The sequence below is a fragment of the Streptomyces sp. NPDC020422 genome (assembly GCF_044386705.1).
Lineage (GTDB): Bacteria > Actinomycetota > Actinomycetes > Streptomycetales > Streptomycetaceae > Streptomyces.
Genome location: NZ_JBIRVJ010000008.1, coordinates 167,414 through 186,321, shown reverse-complemented (window position 1 = coordinate 186,321; position 18,908 = coordinate 167,414). Strand labels below are relative to the sequence as shown.

Annotated in this window: 15 protein-coding genes and 1 pseudogene; 11 read left to right on the top strand and 5 right to left on the bottom strand. The window is 74.0% G+C overall.

From position 1 onward, the window contains the following. Positions 1–157 precede the first annotated feature (157 nt). Positions 158–889 (top strand): annotated as a pseudogene (locus ACH414_RS22710) (serine hydrolase); the annotation flags it as partial. A gap of 139 nt (positions 890–1,028) precedes the next feature. Here the strand turns inward: ACH414_RS22710 and ACH414_RS22705 are convergent. Next, on the bottom strand, positions 1,029–1,979 hold the full coding sequence (locus ACH414_RS22705) for a DUF4184 family protein (RefSeq protein ID WP_398943109.1): 951 nt from the start codon (positions 1,977–1,979) through the stop codon (positions 1,029–1,031). Between the two features lie 192 nt (positions 1,980–2,171). Between ACH414_RS22705 and ACH414_RS22700 the strand changes: the two genes are divergently transcribed. The 3 genes from ACH414_RS22700 (at position 2,172) to ACH414_RS22690 (ending at position 5,214) form a co-directional block, all read left to right on the top strand. Next, on the top strand, positions 2,172–3,917 hold the full coding sequence (locus ACH414_RS22700; RefSeq protein WP_382540082.1) for a lytic murein transglycosylase: 1,746 nt from the start codon (positions 2,172–2,174) through the stop codon (positions 3,915–3,917). 156 nt (positions 3,918–4,073) lie between these two features. Then, positions 4,074–4,214, top strand: a complete 141-nt coding sequence (locus ACH414_RS22695) for an SPW_0924 family protein (RefSeq protein ID WP_382540079.1) — start codon at positions 4,074–4,076, stop codon at positions 4,212–4,214. A 10-nt stretch (positions 4,215–4,224) separates the two neighbouring features. Next, the gene (locus ACH414_RS22690; protein ID WP_391769607.1) at positions 4,225–5,214 is read left to right on the top strand and encodes a DUF3068 domain-containing protein; all 990 of its coding nucleotides are present in this window, start codon (positions 4,225–4,227) and stop codon (positions 5,212–5,214) included. Here ACH414_RS22690 and hrpB read toward each other — a convergent pair. Together hrpB and ACH414_RS22680 are read right to left on the bottom strand one after the other, a co-directional pair. Continuing rightward, complete coding sequence (hrpB, locus tag ACH414_RS22685; protein WP_398943108.1) at positions 5,198–7,819, bottom strand: ATP-dependent helicase HrpB; 2,622 nt, start codon at positions 7,817–7,819, stop codon at positions 5,198–5,200. The genes ACH414_RS22690 and hrpB overlap by 17 nt on opposite strands. A gap of 111 nt (positions 7,820–7,930) precedes the next feature. Then, entirely contained in the window at positions 7,931–8,767 is an 837-nt protein-coding gene (locus ACH414_RS22680) for a class I SAM-dependent methyltransferase (RefSeq protein WP_386564992.1), read from the bottom strand. Positions 8,768–9,111: 344 nt separating this feature from the next. Between ACH414_RS22680 and rpsA the strand changes: the two genes are divergently transcribed. The 4 genes from rpsA (at position 9,112) to ACH414_RS22660 (ending at position 13,013) form a co-directional block, all read left to right on the top strand. Then, positions 9,112–10,614 (top strand): 30S ribosomal protein S1, encoded by a 1,503-nt coding sequence (gene rpsA / locus ACH414_RS22675; protein ID WP_019885395.1) that lies wholly within the window; start codon positions 9,112–9,114, stop codon positions 10,612–10,614. Positions 10,615–10,789: 175 nt separating this feature from the next. Continuing rightward, a complete protein-coding gene (locus ACH414_RS22670) occupies positions 10,790–11,728 on the top strand; it encodes a PAC2 family protein (RefSeq protein WP_382540067.1) in 939 nt (312 codons plus the stop codon). A 130-nt stretch (positions 11,729–11,858) separates the two neighbouring features. Continuing rightward, complete coding sequence (coaE, locus tag ACH414_RS22665; protein WP_398943105.1) at positions 11,859–12,464, top strand: dephospho-CoA kinase; 606 nt, start codon at positions 11,859–11,861, stop codon at positions 12,462–12,464. Positions 12,465–12,632: 168 nt separating this feature from the next. Next, positions 12,633–13,013 carry a tetratricopeptide repeat protein gene (locus ACH414_RS22660; protein WP_382540061.1) on the top strand — a complete coding sequence of 127 codons (381 nt, stop codon included), beginning with the start codon at positions 12,633–12,635 and terminating at the stop codon, positions 13,011–13,013. A gap of 29 nt (positions 13,014–13,042) precedes the next feature. Here the strand turns inward: ACH414_RS22660 and ACH414_RS22655 are convergent, their stop codons facing one another. Beyond that, positions 13,043–13,312: a DUF6343 family protein gene (locus ACH414_RS22655; RefSeq protein WP_382540058.1), complete on the bottom strand. Its 270-nt coding sequence runs from the start codon at positions 13,310–13,312 to the stop codon at positions 13,043–13,045. A 100-nt stretch (positions 13,313–13,412) separates the two neighbouring features. On the opposite strand from ACH414_RS22655, the gene ACH414_RS22650 reads away from it, so the two are divergent. Then, on the top strand, positions 13,413–14,141 hold the full coding sequence (locus ACH414_RS22650; protein ID WP_391769603.1) for a class I SAM-dependent methyltransferase: 729 nt from the start codon (positions 13,413–13,415) through the stop codon (positions 14,139–14,141). On the opposite strand, the gene ACH414_RS22645 is transcribed toward ACH414_RS22650, so the two are convergent. Further along, positions 14,131–14,466, bottom strand: a complete 336-nt coding sequence (locus ACH414_RS22645) for a hypothetical protein (protein ID WP_382540052.1) — start codon at positions 14,464–14,466, stop codon at positions 14,131–14,133. The two genes, ACH414_RS22650 and ACH414_RS22645, sit on opposite strands and share 11 nt — an antisense overlap. Before the next feature lie 188 nt (positions 14,467–14,654). On the opposite strand from ACH414_RS22645, the gene ACH414_RS22640 reads away from it, so the two are divergent. Continuing rightward, positions 14,655–17,576, top strand: a complete 2,922-nt coding sequence (locus ACH414_RS22640) for an SNF2-related protein (protein ID WP_398943102.1) — start codon at positions 14,655–14,657, stop codon at positions 17,574–17,576. Next, the gene (locus tag ACH414_RS22635) at positions 17,573–18,889 is read left to right on the top strand and encodes an SWIM zinc finger family protein (RefSeq protein ID WP_398943100.1); all 1,317 of its coding nucleotides are present in this window, start codon (positions 17,573–17,575) and stop codon (positions 18,887–18,889) included. Before ACH414_RS22640 ends, ACH414_RS22635 begins: the two co-directional genes overlap by 4 nt. The last annotated feature ends 19 nt before the right edge of the window (positions 18,890–18,908 follow it).

Here is an 18,908-nt window from a genome sequence, read left to right as displayed (position 1 = left end):
GGCACGGAGTCCGGGGGAGGGGGGCACAACGGACGGCGCCCCTGCGGGCGCCTCCGCTCCTCGTCCCCGGCCCCGCGCCACGACGGCGGGGCGGAACCCTGGGCCAGGTGGACCACTGGCGCGGCGCCGCGAGGCCCCGCGTCCCGAGACTGGCCTCATGCCCGCGATCACGCGCAGCCGCCCCCGTCCCCGCCCCCACTCCTGGGCCCTGGCCGGAGCACTCCTCGGCGCGCTCGCGGCCGCCACCGCCGCGCCCGGCACGGCCGCCGCCGCCCCCGAGCCGTGCAGCTCGACCCGGGACCCCGCCCTCGCCGCCCGCCTCTCCGAGGACATCCGCACCGCGCTCAAGGGCCGCGAAGGCACCGTCTCGGTCGCCGTCCACGACCCGAAGCGCGGACTGCGCTGCGGCCTCTCGGACACCCGCTCCTACGACTCCGCCAGCATCGTGAAGGTCCTGATCATGGAGGCGGTGCTCGGCCGAGCCGAGGAGCTCGGACGCGGACCCACCGGCCTGGAGTCCCGGCGACTCAAGGCGATGATCACCCGCTCCGACAACGACGCCACCAGCGACCTGTGGTGGGGCCTGTCCCGGGAGCGCATGAACCGCGTGCTGCGCGAGGCCGGCGCCACCGACACCGTCCTCGGCCACGACAAGTACTGGGGCCTCACCCGCACCACCGCCCGCGACCAGCTCGCCCTGCTCGCCGCCGTCGAACGCCGCCCCGCCGCGCTCACCCTGATGGGCCAGGTGATCCGCAGCCAGGCCTGGGGCGTCACCGCGGGCGCCCCGCGCGGGGCGAAGGTCCACCTCAAGAACGGCTGGCTGCCCCGCGCCACCCACGGCTGGCGGGTGCACAGCATCGGCGTCGTCCGGGGCGCAGGCCTCGACTACCGGCTCGCTCTGCTGAGCCACGACAACGAGACCATGAAGTACGGCGTGCGCACCCTGGAGGGCATCGCCCTCGCCGTCCACCGACGCCTCGGCGGCGGCGCGGCGACGGACCGCGGCTTCACCCCGGCCGACGGGATCAGCGAGATCCCGGACGGGAGTGCTCCGGCGCACGGCCCGGCGCAACCGCCGGGCCACCCGGACCGGCTCCCGGGCCCGCTTCAGGGCCCGCTCCGGGCTTCGCTTCAGGGCCGACTCCAGGGTCCGTCGCAGGAGCGGCCCCCGGCCCCAGCCCCCGCCGCAGCCGCACCCCCGCCCCGTACAGCACCAGACCGACCCCCAGCCCCGCACCCGCCCCGAAGCACAGCGTCGGGATGATGTCGAGGGGCGTGTCGACCCGGCCCCAGTACGCGTACCAGCGCAGCACGCGATGGACCGCGCCGGCCAGCACGCACGCCCCGATCACCCCGGCGGCCGGCAGCCGCCCGCGCCGGTCCAGGACCGGAACCCCCGCGGGCTGCTCCACCCCCGCCGGGGCCGCCCGCAGCGCCCGTACGGTGAACCAGCCCAGCAGCACCAGGGCCAGCGCCGAACCCCCGTACTGCGCGTACAGATAGACGGGGAATCCGCCGACGACCTCGCCCAGGACCGGAACGAGCCGCGTGCCCCACCGGTCGAGATGGGTGAACGCGTCCCACACCACATGGGTCGTCGCCCCCAGCACCGCCGAGAGGCAGAACCAGAGGGCCAGCCCGGCCGGCCGGCGCTCCCGCCACGGCCGCCCCCGGAGGACCCCGTACACCCGCCCCCGCCACCGCCCCGGAAGCAGCGCCGCCAGCGGCTCACGGACCATCAGCCACAGGCCCACCAGCGCGGCCGTGATCAGGACGTCGACGGTGACGACGCCGAGAGGGGAGTGGGTGACGTCCCCGAAGAACATGGCGTCGGGTGCGGCGGTGGCCGCGAAATAGGTCATGTCGGGCGAGAAGGAGCCCGCGACGAGCGCCGAGGCCACCAGGGGCCCGCGCGCTCTGCCGTCGCTCCTGATGCCGGGCAGGACGGCGGCGGCATGGCTCAACGTGAACGGCACCGGGTTCCCCTCGTCTGGCGTCCGGTCAGTATGCAAGAGCGATCGGCGACGAACGCGGCGGCGGCCAAGTGGTGACGAAACCGTGAAACACGGTCAGGCCCCGGTGCCGCCGCGCCTGGAGTTGGCATAGGGTCACGTGGTCAGATCCCGCGCGGGGAGCGCGGGCGCGGTGAACGGGGAGGGACCACACGTATGGCAGCGCACTTGGGTCGTCGGCTGCGCAGGGGAGCCACCAGCGGCGCGGTGGTGGCGGCGGCGGTCGCGGCGCTGGCCGCCTCGCAGGCGCCCGAGATGGTGCCCCCGCCCGCGGACAACGCGAGCGGCGACATGCCGACCGGGGTCGGCGACACGGCGACGCCCCCGGGCGGATCGGCCTCCGGCAACTCGCCGTACTACACCGACCTGCCGCCCCTGAACACCCCGAACAGACCCGGGGCTCCCACCAACCTGCCGATCGTCACCGGCCCGGCCGAGGCCGGCATACCCGCGTCCGTCCTCGCCGCCTACAAGCGCGCCGAGCAGTCGCTCAAGTCGACCGACCCGAACTGCAACCTGCCCTGGCAGCTGCTCGCCGGCATAGGCAAGGTCGAGTCCGGGCAGGCGAGCGGCGGCCGGGTCGACGCCAACGGCACCACCCTGTCGCCGATCCTGGGCCCCGTCCTCAACGGTGTGGGCTTCGCCAACATCTCGGACACCGACAACGGCGTCTACGACGGCGACACCAAGCACGACCGGGCGATAGGCCCGATGCAGTTCATCCCGTCCACCTGGGCCACCTGGGGCCAGGACGCCAACGGCGACGGGAAGAAGGACCCCAGCAACATCTACGACGCCGCCCAGGCCGCAGGCATGTACCTGTGCGCCAACGACCGCAACCTCGCGGTCAAGGCCGACCTGGACCGGGCGATCCTCAGCTACAACCACTCGACCGAGTACCTGAACACGGTGCTCTCCTGGTTCGAGTACTACAAGCGCGGCACCCACCAGGTGCCCGACGGCACCGGGGTGCTGCCCGGCGGCCGCAGCGACGACCGCGACCGCACCACGCCCTCCGGGACCCGGCCCGCCCCGACGACGCCGGCGACCCCGAAGCCGACCCCCTCGAAGCCGACCCCGTCGAAGCCCGCCGTGCCGAAGCCGACGCCGACGCCGCCCCCGGTCACGAACCCGGTGACGAAGGTCGTACGGCTCAAGGACGCCTCCACCGGCACCCTGACGGCCACCGCCGGCGGCACCTTCGCCGTCCGCCCCGCGGTCCTGGCGCTCGACGCGGCGGGCAAGCCGGTCGCCGGCGTCCAGGTGCGCTTCCGGATCACCGGGGACACCGACAGCCGCTTCGGCATCGGCGCCCGCGAGATCACGGCCACGACCGGCACCGCCGGCAAGGCCCTCGCCCCGAGCCTCAAGGCCGGCGAGCGCATCGGCCGCTTCACCGTCGGCGCCACCGTCGTGGGCCGCACCCTGAGCCCGGTCTCGCTCACCGCGACCGTCACCGAGCGCAGCGCCGACAAGCTCACCCGGCTCGACGCCAAGGAGCTCGCGGCCACCACCGGCACCGAGTTCGCCGACCAGGTGCGGGTCAAGGCCACCGACGCCGGGGCCGTCGCCGCCGGCGTCGCCCTCACCGCCGGCTTCGTCACCGCCGACGGCAGCCAGGCCGCCGACGGGCCCTACTTCAAGGACGCGAGCGGCACCGCCGTCCGCACCCTCACCGGGCTGAAGACCGACGCCGACGGTGTGCTCACGCTGCCGAAGATGTACGCGGACGAGAAGGCCGGCACGTACCTGCTGCGGCTGACCACCCCCGGCGGCGGGACGCTGACCGTCGAGCTGAAGGTCACCGCCCCGGCCCCCGAGCCGACGCCGACGCCGACCCCGACCCCGACGCCCTCCCCGTCGCAGTCCACGACGACGCCGGAGGCCACGCCGACCTCCTGAGTCCCACCGGGCTCCGCCGCGCCGCCCCCGTGTCCCTCGCGAGGACGCGGGGGCGGCGTCCGTCGTTCTGGGTGCAACGTGTTCTCATCTCGCGGTCGCGTTGCTACGGTGCCCCAGCCCTGACGACCCATCAGATCGAGCATCGGGAGGCCGACCTTGCGCGCCCTGGTAGCCGCCGCCATCGGACTCGTCCCCGTCCTCCTGCTCGTCCTGCTCGTCTCCACGGTCGATCTGCCGCCCGACGGGCCCACCTCGCCGAAGCCGATGCTGACCGCCGACCCCGGCCCCGCGAAGTAGGGGGCCCGCCATGCGCCGCCGAGCCAGCCTCGTCCTGCTCGCCTTCGCCGTCTTCTTCGCCGCCATGGCACCCACCCTGCGCTGGTACGTCTTCCCGCGCCTGGTGAAGATCCCGTCGAACCAGTACCAGGAGACGATCCTGGAGGCGAAGCCCGCGACCCTGCTCGACTACTCGACCCTCAAGGCCGAGAAGGTCGACAAGATCACCATCTTCCAGACCCTCAAGGGCAATGTGGAGGAGTCCCGGAGGATCGAGCGCGACGCGGGGCGCGACGTCGTCGTCTGGGACGCGCTCTCCTACGTCACGGGCCCGGACGGCAAGATGGTCTCCAAGATCCCCGAGCGCTACATCTTCGACGCCCACACCCAGGACCCCGTCCACGCCACCGGTGAGATGGTCGACGGCGACCCGGTCCGGCGCGAGGGCATCGAGTTCAAGTGGCCCTTCCTCGTCGAGAAGCGGGACTACCAGTACTTCGACGCCCAGACCCGCACCTCCGCCCCCATCCACTACCGGGGCACCCGCACCTTCCGCGGCATGGAGGTCTACTACTTCGAGCAGACCATCCCCTGGACCCGGGTCCCCATGCCCAAGACGATGCCCATCCAGGGCATCACCCCCGACGTCCTCGCCAAGACCGGCCTCACCCGCTGGTACACCACCAAGCGCATGTTCTGGATCGACCCCGTCACCGGCGGCCCCGTCAACGGCGAGGAGATCCACAAGGAGGAGCTCCGCAACGCCAAGGCCCTCATGGGCCAGGACACCGTCACCGTCTTCGAGGGCCATGTGAAGATGCGCGAGGACTACATCGAGAGCGTCGGCGAACTGGTCAGGTCCAACCGCCTGCTCGTGCTCCTCTTCGTCTCCTACCTCCCCTGGGGCTTCACCGCCCTCGCCCTCGTCCTGCTCGCCCTCGCCCTCTGGCTCGAGGCCCGCTCCCGGCGCCCGGAGCCGGAGGAGCGACCGCGCCCCGCTCCCGTCACCGCTCCGGTCTGAGCCCGCTCCGCTGCCGCGCGCTCGTGTGCCGGGTTGGCTCCGCCGTCGACGGGTCCTCCGGCCACGGGTGCTTGGGATAGCGGCCCCGCAGCTCCGCCCGCACCGAGCGATAGCCCTCCCGCCAGAACGAGGCCAGATCCGCGGTCACGGCCGCGGGCCGCCCGGCCGGCGACAACAGATGCACCTGGACCGGAACCCCCGCCACCCGAGGCGTCTCGGCCAGCCCGAACATCTCCTGAAGCTTCACCGCGAGCACCGGCCGCTCCCCGCCGTAGTCCACCCGTATCCGCGAACCGCTCGGCACCTCGATCCGCTCCGGTGCCAGCTCGTCCAGTCGCCCCGCCTCGCCCGAAGCCCACGGCAGCAGCCGCTGGAGCCCCTGGCCGGCCTCGATGCGCCCCAGATCCGCCCGCCGCCGCGCCCGCGACAACTCCGGCTCCAGCCACTCCTCCGCCCGGCGCACCAGGGCCTCCTCCGAAACTTCCGGCCATGGCTCGCCCAACTCCCGGTGCAGAAAGGCCAGTCGACTCCGCAGCTCCGTCGCACCCTGGCTCCACCGAAGCAGCGACGTGCCCTCCCGACGCAGTCCGTCGAGCAGCGCCGCCCGCACCCGCGCCGGATCGGCGCCGTCCCGCAGCGGGCGCACCGTCAGTTCCACCGCGCCGAGCCGCTCCACCGAACGGGCCACCACGTCCCCGTCCTCCCAGTGGACCTCCTCGCCCGCCGTGAACAGATGCCCCGCGGCACTCCGCGCGACCTCCTCGTCCACCACGGCCGCCAGCCTCACCCGGGCCGTCGCACTCTGCGCCGTCCGGTCCGCCACCGCCACCGCCAGCCAGGCACTGGACCGCAGCCCCGAACCCTCCGAGAGCCGGGCCCCCGTCCCCGACACCATCAGATATCCGCCCTGCTCCCGGGCCCTGGCCACCCGCTCCGGGAACGCCAGCGCCGTCACCAGCCCCGCCGCCGCGTCCTCGCCCCCGGCCCCGGCTCGGGCCCCGGCCCCGGAGCCCGTGCCCGCTCCTGCGCCCGCTCCCGCCCCCGGTCTCGCCGAGCCCCCGGGCCGCTCACCCGTCTCCTCGGCGGCCGAGCGCTCCAGCCGGCGCACCTCCGCCTTCCAGCGCGCCGCGTAGCCGTCGCCACCCCTGCGGGCCTCCCGCCAGGCCGCCGCGAGATCGTCCCCGTACTCCCGGGGCGGCTCCTCGCCGAGCAGCGCCACCACCTCCGCCGCCCGCCGCGCGCCCACCTCGGGCGCGCCGTCCAGCAGGGCCCGCCCCAGCCGCGGGTGCAGACCGAGCCGGGACATCCGCACCCCCCGGTCCGTGGCCCGGCCGTCCTCGTCCACCGCCCCGATCGCGGTGAGGACCGCCCGCCCCGCCGCCATCGCCCCCGCGGGCGGCGCGTCGAGCAGAGCGAGCCCGGCGGCCGTCGGATCGCCCCAGCAGGCCACGCGCAGGGCGAAGTCCGCCAGGTCCGAGATCCTGATCTCGGGGGAGGGGAAGCGGGCCCGCGCCCCGTCCTCCGCCTCCGACCAGCAGCGGTAGACGACACCCGGCGCCTCCCGTCCGGAGCGGCCGGCCCGCTGGGTGGCCGCCGCGACCGACACCGGCACCGTCGCCAGCGAACCGAGCCCCCGCGCATGATCCATCCGCGGCTCCCGCGCGAGCCCCGAGTCGACCACGATCCTGACCCCGGGCACGGTGAGGCTGGACTCCGCCACCGAGGTCGCCAGCACCACCCGGCGCCGCCCGCCCGGCTCCGCGCCCCGCAGCACCGCGTCCTGCACCGCGGCCGGTGCCCGGCCGTGCAGCTGGAGCACCTCCGCGTCCAGGTCCGCGAGCAGCCCCGCCGTCCTGGCGATCTCGCCCGTGCCGGGCAGGAAACAGAGCACGTCCCCGTCGTGCCGCTCCAGGGCGCCCCGCACCGTCGCCGCCACATGCCGCAGCAGGGCCGGATCCACCCAGGTGCCGTGCGCCGGCCGGATCCCGGCGGGCGGAGCGGCGAAGCGGACCGCGTAACCGTGCCCCTCGCCCTCGCCCCGCACGATCGGCGCGGGCCCGCTGCCGTCCAGGACCGTCAGCAGCTGCGCCCACGCCTCCGCGTCGCTCGTCGCCGAGGCGGCGATCAGCCGGAGCTCCGGCCGCAGCGTGGCCCGCACGTCCACCAGGAACGCCATCGCGGTGTCCGCGTCCAGATGCCGCTCATGGCACTCGTCGAGCAGCACCACGTCCACCCCGGCCAGCTCCGGATCCCGCTGGAGCCGCTGGAGCAGCACGCCCGTCGTCACCACCTCGACCCGGGTCGCGGGGCCGGCGCGGCGCTCGCCGCGCACGGAGAAGCCGACCGAGCCGCCGACCTCCTCGCCGAGCAGCCAGGCCATCCGCCGGGCCGCCGCCCGCACCGCCATCCGGCGCGGCTCGGCCACCAGCACCCGCCGCCGCGGTCCGTCCCCTATAAGCCCCGCGAGGGCCAGCGGCACCAGCGTGGTCTTGCCGGTCCCGGGCGGGGCGTACAGCACCGCGGCACCCCGCTCCTCGAGCGCGGTCAGCAGCTCGGGGACGGCGTGGCGGACGGGAAGGAGGTCGAGCGCGTCGTTTCGGATCACGCAGCAAGTCTCGTACGCCGCACCGACCGGCGTGCGCGGTTGTCCACAGGCCCCATCGATAAGTACGACTGATCGGTCGTCGCTCGGGGCCTGTCCGAGGGGGATCGACGGCTAGTCGCGCTCGCAGACGAAGATCGCCGTGCCCGGGATCAGATTCCCCCGCAGCGGGGACCAGCCGCCCCACTCCTGGCTGTTCCAGGCCGGCCACTCCGGTTCCACCAGGTCCACGAGGCGGAAGCCGCCGGCCACCACGTCCCGCACCCGGTCGCCGATCGTCCGGTGGTGCTCGACGTAGACCGCCCGGCCCTGCTCGTCCTGTTCCACGTACGGCGTCCGGTCGAAATAGGAGGCCGCGACCGACAGGCCCTCGGGTCCCGGCTCGTCCGGGAAGGCCCAGCGGATCGGGTGCGTCACCGAGAACACCCACCGGCCGCCGGGCCGCAGCACCCGCCGGACCTCGCGGAAGACCCGTACCGGATCCGCCACGAACGGCACCGCCCCGTACGCCGAGCAGGCCAGGTCGAAGGAGCCGTCGCGGAACGGCAGCGCCCCCGCGTCCGCCTCCACCAGCGGCACCTCGCCGCCGATCCGCAGCGCGTGCTGCAGCTGCCGGTGCGACAGGTCCAGGGCCACCGGCCGGGCGCCCCGCGCCGCCAGCCAGCGCGAGCACTGCGCCGCGCCCGCGCCGATCTCCAGGACGTCGAGGCCCTTCAGCCCGTCGGCCGGGCCGAGCAGCCCCGCCTCCTCCTCGTCGAGGCCCTCGGGACCCCAGACGAACCGGTCGTCCCCGAGGAACGCCCCGTGCTCGGTCTGGTACTCGTCGGCGTTCCGGTCCCACCAGCCGCGGCTCGCCCGGCTGCTCTCCGCGTCCCCCGCGTCACGCCGGGTCGCCTCCGGCTCCTCGCCGAAGCCGTCGGGGCCGTCTTCCTGTCCGTACTCTTGGTTCATCTCGCCCGTCGATGTAGTTTGCGCTCAGTGCCGCGGCGCGGTGCCCCGGCCCAGGATGGCCTGGGCTGACATGAGTTGTGCCGGGTTTGCGGTGATCCGCCCCGGGTGAGCGCTTCGCGCATTGACCCTGTCCGGCCGCCCCCGTATGCTAAAGGTTGCGCTGCGGGCCTGCGCGCCTCAGACGGAGCAGGTCGCGCTCGCATCTGTTGTATGTCCCCTCGGTTTTCGAGGCCCCGTCCTTCGGGTCAGGTGCTTCCTTGGCTGTCCGGCTTCTTCAGCTGCGATACGGGCTCTCGGCGTAGCAGTACCTACGACTTCATGTCCGTACCGGAGCCCTTTCCCACATGACGAGCAGCACCGAGACCACCGCCACCACCCCGCAGGTTGCGGTCAACGACATCGGTAACGAGGAAGCCTTCCTCGCCGCGATCGACGAGACGATCAAGTACTTCAACGACGGCGACATCGTCGACGGCGTCATCGTGAAGGTCGACCGGGACGAGGTCCTGCTCGACATCGGTTACAAGACCGAAGGTGTCATCCCGAGCCGCGAGCTCTCGATCAAGCACGACGTCGACCCGAACGAGGTCGTCAAGGTCGGCGACGAGATCGAGGCCCTGGTTCTCCAGAAGGAGGACAAGGAAGGCCGCCTGATCCTCTCGAAGAAGCGCGCCCAGTACGAGCGTGCCTGGGGCACCATCGAGAAGATCAAGGAAGAGGACGGCATCGTCACCGGTACCGTCATCGAGGTCGTCAAGGGTGGTCTCATCCTCGACATCGGCCTCCGCGGCTTCCTCCCGGCCTCCCTGGTCGAGATGCGTCGCGTCCGCGACCTCCAGCCCTACGTGGGCAAGGAGCTCGAGGCGAAGATCATCGAGCTGGACAAGAACCGCAACAACGTGGTCCTGTCCCGCCGCGCCTGGCTGGAGCAGACCCAGTCCGAGGTTCGCCAGACCTTCCTCACGACCCTCCAGAAGGGTCAGGTCCGCTCCGGCGTCGTGTCCTCGATCGTCAACTTCGGTGCCTTCGTGGACCTGGGTGGCGTCGACGGCCTCGTGCACGTCTCCGAGCTCTCCTGGAAGCACATCGACCACCCGTCCGAGGTTGTCGAGGTCGGCCAGGAGGTCACCGTCGAGGTTCTCGACGTGGACATGGACCGCGAGCGTGTCTCCCTGTCGCTGAAGGCGACGCAGGAGGACCCGTGGCAGCAGTTCGCCCGCACGCACCAGATCGGCCAGGTCGTTCCCGGCAAGGTCACCAAGCTGGTTCCGTTCGGTGCGTTCGTCCGCGTGGACGAGGGCATCGAGGGTCTGGTCCACATCTCCGAGCTGGCCGAGCGCCACGTGGAGATCCCGGAGCAGGTCGTCCAGGTCAACGACGAGATCTTCGTCAAGGTCATCGACATCGACCTCGAGCGTCGTCGCATCAGCCTCTCGCTGAAGCAGGCCAACGAGTCCTTCGGTGCCGACCCGGCCTCGGTCGAGTTCGACCCGACCCTGTACGGCATGGCCGCGTCCTACGACGACCAGGGCAACTACATCTACCCCGAGGGCTTCGACCCCGAGACCAACGACTGGCTCGAGGGCTACGAGACCCAGCGCGAGGCCTGGGAGACCCAGTACGCCGAGGCGCAGCAGCGCTTCGAGCAGCACCAGGCTCAGGTCATCAAGTCCCGCGAGGCCGACGAGGCCGCCGCTGCCGAGGGTGGCGCCGCCGCTCCGGCCGGTGCCCCGGCGGGCGTCTCCGGTGGCTCGTACTCCTCGGAGTCGGACGACAACTCCGGCGCCCTGGCGTCGGACGAGGCCCTGGCTGCCCTGCGCGAGAAGCTGGCCGGCGGCCAGAGCTGAACAGGCTCACCGCTGAGCTCCAGTAGCTAGCGTCGAGGCCCGCCTCCCTTCGGGGAGGCGGGCTTCGGTCTTTTCCGCTCCTATTTCCCCTCGTGGCAGAGGGAAATCGCGGCCACGGGGAATGGCGCCGGGCCGGTCGGCGTTCTCCAGGAAGGACGCGAGGAGGAGTGGAATCGTGCTTGATCCCCAGGATTTGTACGAATGGGACCAGAAGGGCCTGGCCGTGGTCGACATGGCCCTGGCACAGGAGTCGGCCGGACTGGTCATGCTCTACCACTTCGACGGCTACATCGACGCCGGTGAGACCGGCGAGCAGATCATCGACGGCCTGCTCGACACCCTGCCGCACCAGCTCGTGGCCCGCTTCGACCACGACCGGCTCGTGGACTACCGGGCCCGCCGCCCCCTCCTGACCTTCCGGCGCGACCGCTGGACGGCGTACGAGACGCCCTCGATCGAGGTCCGGCTCGTCCAGGACGCCACCGGCGCGCCCTTCCTCGTGCTCTCCGGGCCCGAGCCCGACGTCGAGTGGGAGCGGTTCGCCGTCGCCGTGCGCCAGATCGTCGAGCGCCTCGGCGTGCGCCTCGCCGTCAACTTCCACGGCATCCCGATGGGCGTCCCGCACACCCGCCCCGTCGGCCTCACCCCGCACGGCAGCCGCGTCGACCTCGTCCCGGGCCACCGCAGCCCCTTCGACGAGGCCCAGGTGCCCGGCAGCGCCGAGTCCCTCATCGAGTTCCGCCTCACGGAGTCCGGTCACGACACCCTCGGCGTCGCGGCCCACGTCCCGCACTACGTCGCCCGCTCCCCGTACCCGGACGCGGCGCTGACCGCGCTGGAGGCCGTCACGGCGGCCACCGGCCTGGTCCTGCCCGGCGTCGCGCACGCCCTGCGCACCGAGGCGCGGCGCACCCAGACCGAGATCGAGCGCCAGATCGGCGAGGGCGACGACGAACTCGTCGCGCTCGTCCAGGGCCTTGAGCACCAGTACGACGCGATGGCCGGTGCCGAGACCCGCGGCAGCCTGGTCGCCGAGCCCGTCGACCTGCCCTCGGCCGACGAGCTGGGCCGCGAGTTCGAGCGCTTCCTGGCCGAGCGGGAGGGCGACGCCTAGCGGCTGCTAGGCTGCCCGTCGAGTTGCCGCTCCCCGTTGATCGCGGGGCTGGTCCGGCTGGCCTGACCGGCGGCACCGGCGCCGGTAATTGCTCCCCACGCGTGCGGGGACGAAGCCTGGAGGGGTGGTCGTGCTTACCGTCGGCCTGACCGGCGGCATCGGCGCCGGTAAGAGCGAAGTGTCGCGGTTGTTCGTCTCGTACGGAGCCGTGCTGATCGATGCCGACCGGATCGCCCGGGAGGTGGTGGAGCCCGGTACGCCCGGGCTCGCGGCCGTCGTGGCGGAGTTCGGTCCCGGGATCCTCACCCCGGAGGGCACCCTCGACCGGCCCAAGCTCGGCTCGATCGTCTTCAACGACCCCGAGCGGCTCGCCGCCCTCAACGCGATCGTCCATCCGCTGGTCGGCGCCCGCTCTGCCGAGCTGGAGGCCCGGGCCACCGCCGGGGACGTCGTCATCCACGACGTCCCCCTGCTCACCGAGAACGGCCTCGCGCCCCTGTACGACCTGGTCGTGGTCGTGGACGCGGCCCCGGAGACCCAGTTCGACCGGCTGGTCCGGCTGCGCGGCATGACCGAGTCCGAGGCCAGGGCCCGGATGGGCGCGCAGGCCACCCGCGCGCAGCGCCGGGCCGTGGCCGACCTGGTCATCGACAACGACGGACCGCTGGAGGCGCTGGAGCCCCAGGTCCGCAAGGTCTGGGAGACGCTCAAGGAGCGCGCCGCGGGGAACCCGTAGGGGTAGCGGCGGCGACCCCTCCGGGGAATGCCGGGGTGCGGTGGGTCGCAACGGGCCCCGGAGCCGGGTAGAGATGACCTCCACGGGCGCCCGGGCAGGCCGGAGTCCCGCGGAATACGGTCGCCGTGCCCGCTGTTGAACCGCCGGAGCGAGGGGAAGGAAGCCACTGTGGCCGAGAGGAACCCGGAGACCCACGTCATCGACTTCCGCGCCGCCGAGCAGCTGCTCGCCGCGCGGGACCCGAGGGGTGCCGTCAAGCTGCTCGACTCCGTGATCGCCGCCCATCCGGAGAACACCGCGGCCCGGCTGCTGCGCGCCCGCGCCTTCTTCGCCGCGGCCCAACTGAGACCGGCCGAGCTCGAGTTCGAGCTGGTCCTGGAGCGCGAGCCGGACAACGCGTTCGCGCACTTCGCGCTCGGCCGCACCTACCAGAGATCCGGCCGCCCGGACCAGGCCACCCGCCACTTCCGCCTCGCCGCCGCGCTCGACCCGAAGCCGGAGTACCTGGAGGCGGCCCGCTTCGACGGGGCGGCCGGCGCCGCCGACTGAGCTCCGGCCGGCCTCGTGCCCGGCGGACGTCAGCGACCGCGATCGCCGCGGTCCGGCTCGTACGGGGGGATGTCACGGCCCGGCTGCCAGTGCGGGCCCTGCCGCATGTGGTGCACGACCATGATCAGGTCGACGGCAGCCACCAGGAACAGCACTCCGCACGCCGCGGCCCAGCCGGGCCGCTCGACCAGCGAGAAGACCGTGGTGCCGAAGCCGGCCCACAGCAGCCCCCACAGACTGAGCCAGAACCGCAGCCGCAGCGGACTGCGCGCGGTCCGCGGTTCGCTACCGGTACGCATGGCGACGCATCTCCCGCCGAGAACCCCCGAGGGCACTTCCAGCATCTACCCGCGACGCACGATGCGAAAGCACCGCCGGCCAGGAGGGACGTGAGAGGTCATGAGTGAACCCAGGGGTGCGGGTCGCAGGCGCTCCGGCCACCGGGGGACCGGCCCCGGGCCGATCACCCCGGACGGCTGTGCCGTCGAGCTGTACCGGCGGCTCGCCGTCGGCGGCGAGCCCGACGTGATCGCCGCGGCGCTGCCGGCCGGCGCCACCCTCCTGGAGCTGGGCAGCGGGGCCGGCCGGGTCACCGCCCCGCTGGTCGAACGGGGCTTCGCCGTCACCGCCGTGGACGAGTCGGCGGAGATGCTGGCCGCCGTCGGCGAGCGGGCGCCGGGCGCCGAGACTGTGCACAGCCCCATCGAGAGCCTGGAGCTCGGACGCCGCTTCGACGCCGTGGTGCTCGGCTCGTTCCTCGTGCACGCCGCCGACCACGCCACCCGGCAGGCGCTCCTGGAGACCTGCCGCCGCCATGTGAAGGAGGACGGATCCGTCCTCATCCAGCGCGAGGGCGCCGACTACCACGTCGACCTGCCCAGGGAGCGGCACGATCCGGCCGGGTACACCGTACGGATCGTGTCCGCGGAGCCGGTCGGCGACGGGGTCCGCTCCGTGTTCGCCGAGTATCTGTTCCCGGACGCCCGCTGGACCCAGACCTTCCTGTCCCGCCCGCTGACCCGCGAGGCCTTCGAAGGGCACCTCGCCGAGGCGGGCCTCGCCGTCGACGCCTATCTGACCGAGGACGGCACCTGGGTGCGCGCCCGGCCCGCCCGGGTCAGTGGATGACGTTGTAGCTGCGCCAGGGCAGGGTTCCCGGCGTGATCTCGTTGCCGGTGTTGCTGGCCACGTAGACGGGCCGCTCGCCGCGGCAGTCCCGGGTCCGGTAGAGCTGGATGTCCACCAGCGTGTTGTTCACGATCTTCGTCACGCCCGACGGCGCCAGCTTGTGGCAGCCCTTCACCGAAGGGCTGGTCACCGTCACCTCGAGCTTGCGTCCGGTCTCGTACTCGAGCGTGCCCACCATGCTGCGGCCGAGGCCCGAGCAGCCGGTGACGGCGAGCGTGAGCAGGGCGGCCCCGGTGGCGATGGTGAGACGCCGGTGAAGGGACATGGCGGAATCCTCGTCTGTCGGACCTGGCGGCGGAAGCCTGTTCCTGGTCACCATGCCGCCTGCCGGGACAGCTGTCATGTTCTGTTGGGCCGCCTGGGGGACCCGCCGCGTCAGCACGTTGTCAGACCCCACCCGTATCGTCGGAGGTCCAGTCGGAATTCGTCGCGGAACGGGAGGTGAGCAGCGCCGTGACAGCCACCCTGGTCGGCAGCGCCGCCGTCTTCCTGCCCGCGGCCCTGCCCCGCGAGGGCCGGGTCGCCTTCTGGTCCCCGGAGGGCACCGCCCTGCCCGACCCGGAGGTGCTCGATCCTGCCCCGACGCCCCGCCCGGCCGACGGCCCGCCGTCCGCCGTCGAGCGGGGCGAGCTGACCGTCGTGCGGCGCCACGGGGCGGGGGCGCGGAGCCGCACCGTGCCCGCCCTGATCCTGCCCGTCGCCGAGGCGCTGCCCCAGTTGGTCGCCGCCCGCCACCACCCGGCCGCGCACCCCGCCACCGCCTGCTGGGGCGCCGCCGCCCTGCACGCCCTGCACCTGGTCGCCCGAGGCCGGCTGCTGCCCGGACTCACCGCCGGGGACCACGACGCCTGGCGGGCCGGCCCGCTCGACGCCGACGACATCGCGCACCTGAGGGCCATCGCCGCCGCCATGCCCTACGAGGCCCACGCCGTGCCCGTGCCCGGCCGCGGCCCGCTGCGCCTGCCCGAGCCGGAGGCGCTGGTGCGCGCCTTCCTCGACGCGGTCGCCGACACCCTGCCCCGGACGCCCGCCGCGGCCCACGCCGTCGGCGCGCCGTTCGCCGCCCGGGAGCCCGTCCATCTGCCCCGTGCGCGCACCTGGGCCGCCGAGGCGGCCGCCGGCATGGACGCCGGGGTGCGCGTCTCCCTCCGCCTGGACCTGTCGGGATTCGAGCTGTTCGACGTCTCCGGGGAGCCCGAGGAGGGGGCGGAGCGGCAGGCCGCCGCCGTGCTCCTCCAGGTGCACAGCCTCGCCGACCCCACCCTCGTCATCGACGCCTCCGCCCTGTGGGCCGGCGAGGGCGACGAGAGCTTCGGCCCCCGCGCCCGGATCGACGCCGTCCTGGCCCTGCGCCGCGCCGCCCGCGTCTGGCCGCCGCTCGGCCGCCTGCTCGAACGGGACGTGCCGGACGTCCTGTCGATCACGGAGGACGAGCTGTACGAGCTGCTGGGCCCCGCGGCCCCCCGGCTCGCCGACGCCGGTGTCGCCGTCCACTGGCCCCGCGACCTCGCCCGCTCGCTCAGCGCCTCCGCCGTCGTCCGTCCGGCCCGCTCCGCGCCCGGTTCCGCCACCGACGGCACGACCTTCTTCGACAGCGGGGAGCTGCTCCGTTTCAACTGGCAGCTCGCCCTGGACGGCGACCCTCTGACCGAACGGGAGATGGACGCCCTCGCGGAGGCGCACCGGCCCGTCGTCCGGCTGCGCGACCAGTGGGTGGTCGTCGACCCCGATCTCGTCCGCAAGGCCCGCAAGCGCGAGCTCGGCCTCCTGGAGCCGGTCGATGCGCTCGCCGTCGCGCTCGGCGGCACGGCAGAGGTGGACGGCGAGACCGTCCCCGCCGTGCCCGTCGGCGCCCTCGCCGCCCTGCGCGACCGGCTCCTCGCCGGCCCCGAGGACGTCCCCCCGCCGCCCGGTCTCGACGCCACCCTCCGCGACTACCAGCTGCGCGGCCTCGCCTGGCTCGACCTGATGACCTCCCTCGGCCTCGGCGGCTGCCTCGCCGACGACATGGGCCTCGGCAAGACCGTCACCCTCATCGCCCTCCATCTGCGCCGCGCCCGCCGCACGCCCACCCTCGTGGTCTGTCCGGCCTCGCTCCTGGGCAACTGGCAGCGGGAGATCCGGCGCTTCGCCCCCGGTGTGCCCGTCCGCCGCTTCCACGGCGCCGACCGCAGCCTCGAAGACCTCGACGGCGGATTCGTCCTCACCACCTACGGCACCCTGCGCACCAGCGCCGCCCGCCTCGCCGAGCAGCAGTGGGGCATGGTCGTCGCCGACGAGGCCCAGCACGTGAAGAACCCGTTCTCGGCGACGGCCAAGGCGCTCCGCGCCATCCCGGCACCCGCCCGGGTCGCCCTCACCGGCACCCCCGTGGAGAACAACCTCTCCGAACTGTGGGCCCTCCTCGACTGGACCACCCCGGGCCTCCTCGGCCCGCTGAAGGCCTTCCGCTCCCGACACGCCCGCGCGGTGGAGAACAACGAGGAGATCGGCAACGAGGAGGCGGTCGAGCGACTGGCCCGCCTGGTCCGTCCGTTCCTGCTGCGCCGGCGCAAGTCCGACCCCGGCATCGCGCCCGAGCTGCCGCCCAAGACCGAGTCCGACCACCCCGTGGCCCTCACCCGCGAGCAGGCCTCGCTCTACGAGGCCGTGGTGCGCGAGACGATGGCGCAGATCGAGGGCGCCGAGGGGATGGCCAGGCGTGGACTGATCATGAAGCTGCTGACCTCGCTCAAGCAGATCTGCAACCACCCCGCCCAGTACCTCAAGGAGCGCTCCCCGCAGAGCCACGGGACCGGATCCGGGACCGGGCCCAGGAGCGGCGCCGCGGCCCTGCGGCTGGCCGGGCGCTCGGGGAAGCTCGCCCTGCTCGACGAGCTTCTCGACACGATCCTCGCCGAGGACGGCTCGGTCCTCGTCTTCACGCAGTACGTGTCGATGGCACGGCTCCTCGCCGACCACCTGGCCTCCCGTGGCATCGACGCCCAGCTGCTGCACGGCGGCACCCCCGTCCCCGAGCGCGAGCGGATGGTGGACCGCTTCCAGGCCGGCGAGGTCCCCGTCTTCCTGCTCTCCCTGAAGGCCGCCGGCACCGGCCTCAACCTCACCCGCGCCGGCCACGTCGTGCACTACGACCGCTGGTGGAACCCGGCCGTCGAGGAGCAGGCCACCGACCGCGCGTACCGCATCGGGCAGACCCAGCCGGTCCAGGTCCACCGCCTGATCGCCGAGGGCACGGTCGAGGACAGCATCGCCGAGATGCTGCGTGCCAAGCGGGCCCTCGCCGACGCCGTCCTCGGCTCCGGCGAGGCCGCGCTCACCGAGCTGACCGACCGCGAGCTGGCCGACCTGGTGTCCCTGAGGAGGCCGTCATGACCCCGGACGACCCCCGCCTCGCCGGCCGTCCGCGCACCCGCCCGTCCCGCACGGCCCCGTCCCGCACCCCCGGGCCCCGCCACGACGACCGGCGCAGGACCTTCCCCGCGCTCGCCCCGCGCACGGCGCCCGACGGGCGCTTCGCCGCCACCTGGTGGGGCAACGCCTGGGTGGAGGCCCTGGAGGACACCGCCCTCGACGCGGCCAGGCTCGCCCGCGGCAAGGCGTACGCCCAGCGCGGCCACGTGGACGCGATCACCGTGGTCCCCGGCCGGGTCGTCGCCTATGTGCACGGCAGCCGCCCCCGCCCGTACCGCACCGAGATCCGGCTGCGGACCCTCGGCGACGACGACTGGGAGCGGTTCCTCGACGAGGCCGCCGCCCGGCCCGAGCACATCGCCGCCCTCCTCGACAAGGACGTCCCCCACGCCCTGGAGGCCGTCACCGGACTCCTACCCGCCCCCGGCGACCTCGTCCCCGACTGCTCCTGCCCCGACGACGGCTACCCCTGCAAGCACGCCGCCGCCCTCTGCTACCAGGCCGCGCGGCTCCTCGACGAGGACCCGTTCGTCCTCTTCCTCATGCGCGGCCGCGGCGAACAGGAACTCCTCGCCGACCTCACCCGGCGCAACGCGGCCCGCTCCGCCGCCGAGAGCGCCACCACCGCCCCGGCCGTCCCGACCGTGCCCGCCCGCACCGCGCTCGCCCCGCTCACCGGGCGCGGCCTCCCGCCGCTGCCCCCGCCGCTCCCCGTGCCGGCGCACCCCGGCCGGCCCGCGGTCTTCCCCGCCGACCCCGACGCACCCGACCCGCTCGCCCTCGACCTCCTCGCCGGCGAGGCCGCGGCCCGTGCCCACGCCTTCCTCAGCACCGGTCGCGACCCCGTCGCCGCGCTCAGCCCCTGGCAGGACGCGGTACGGCTGGCCGCCGCGCACCCCGGCTCCGGGCTCACCGCCTCCACCCGCGCGCTCTACCGGGACCTCGCCCACGCCCTCGACCGCACCCCGACCGACCTGGCCCGTGCCGTCGCCGCGTGGCGCCAGGGCGGACCGGCCGGACTCGCCGTCCTGGAAGAGCCCTGGGACCCGCCCGCCGGCCCGTTCGACCGGGCCAGACCCGCGCTCCTCGCCGCGGACCTCCCCGCCTTCCGCCCCTGGCGCAACCGCCTCTCCACCCGTTCCCTCCAGCTCCGCTTCGGCCGGGACGGACTCTGGTACGGATACGAGTCGGACACCGACCGGGAGGACTGGTGGCCGCGCGGCACCCCGGACGCCGATCCGGTCGGCGTGGTCACCGACCTCCTCGGACGGTGACCGACCGCTAGGCTGGCCG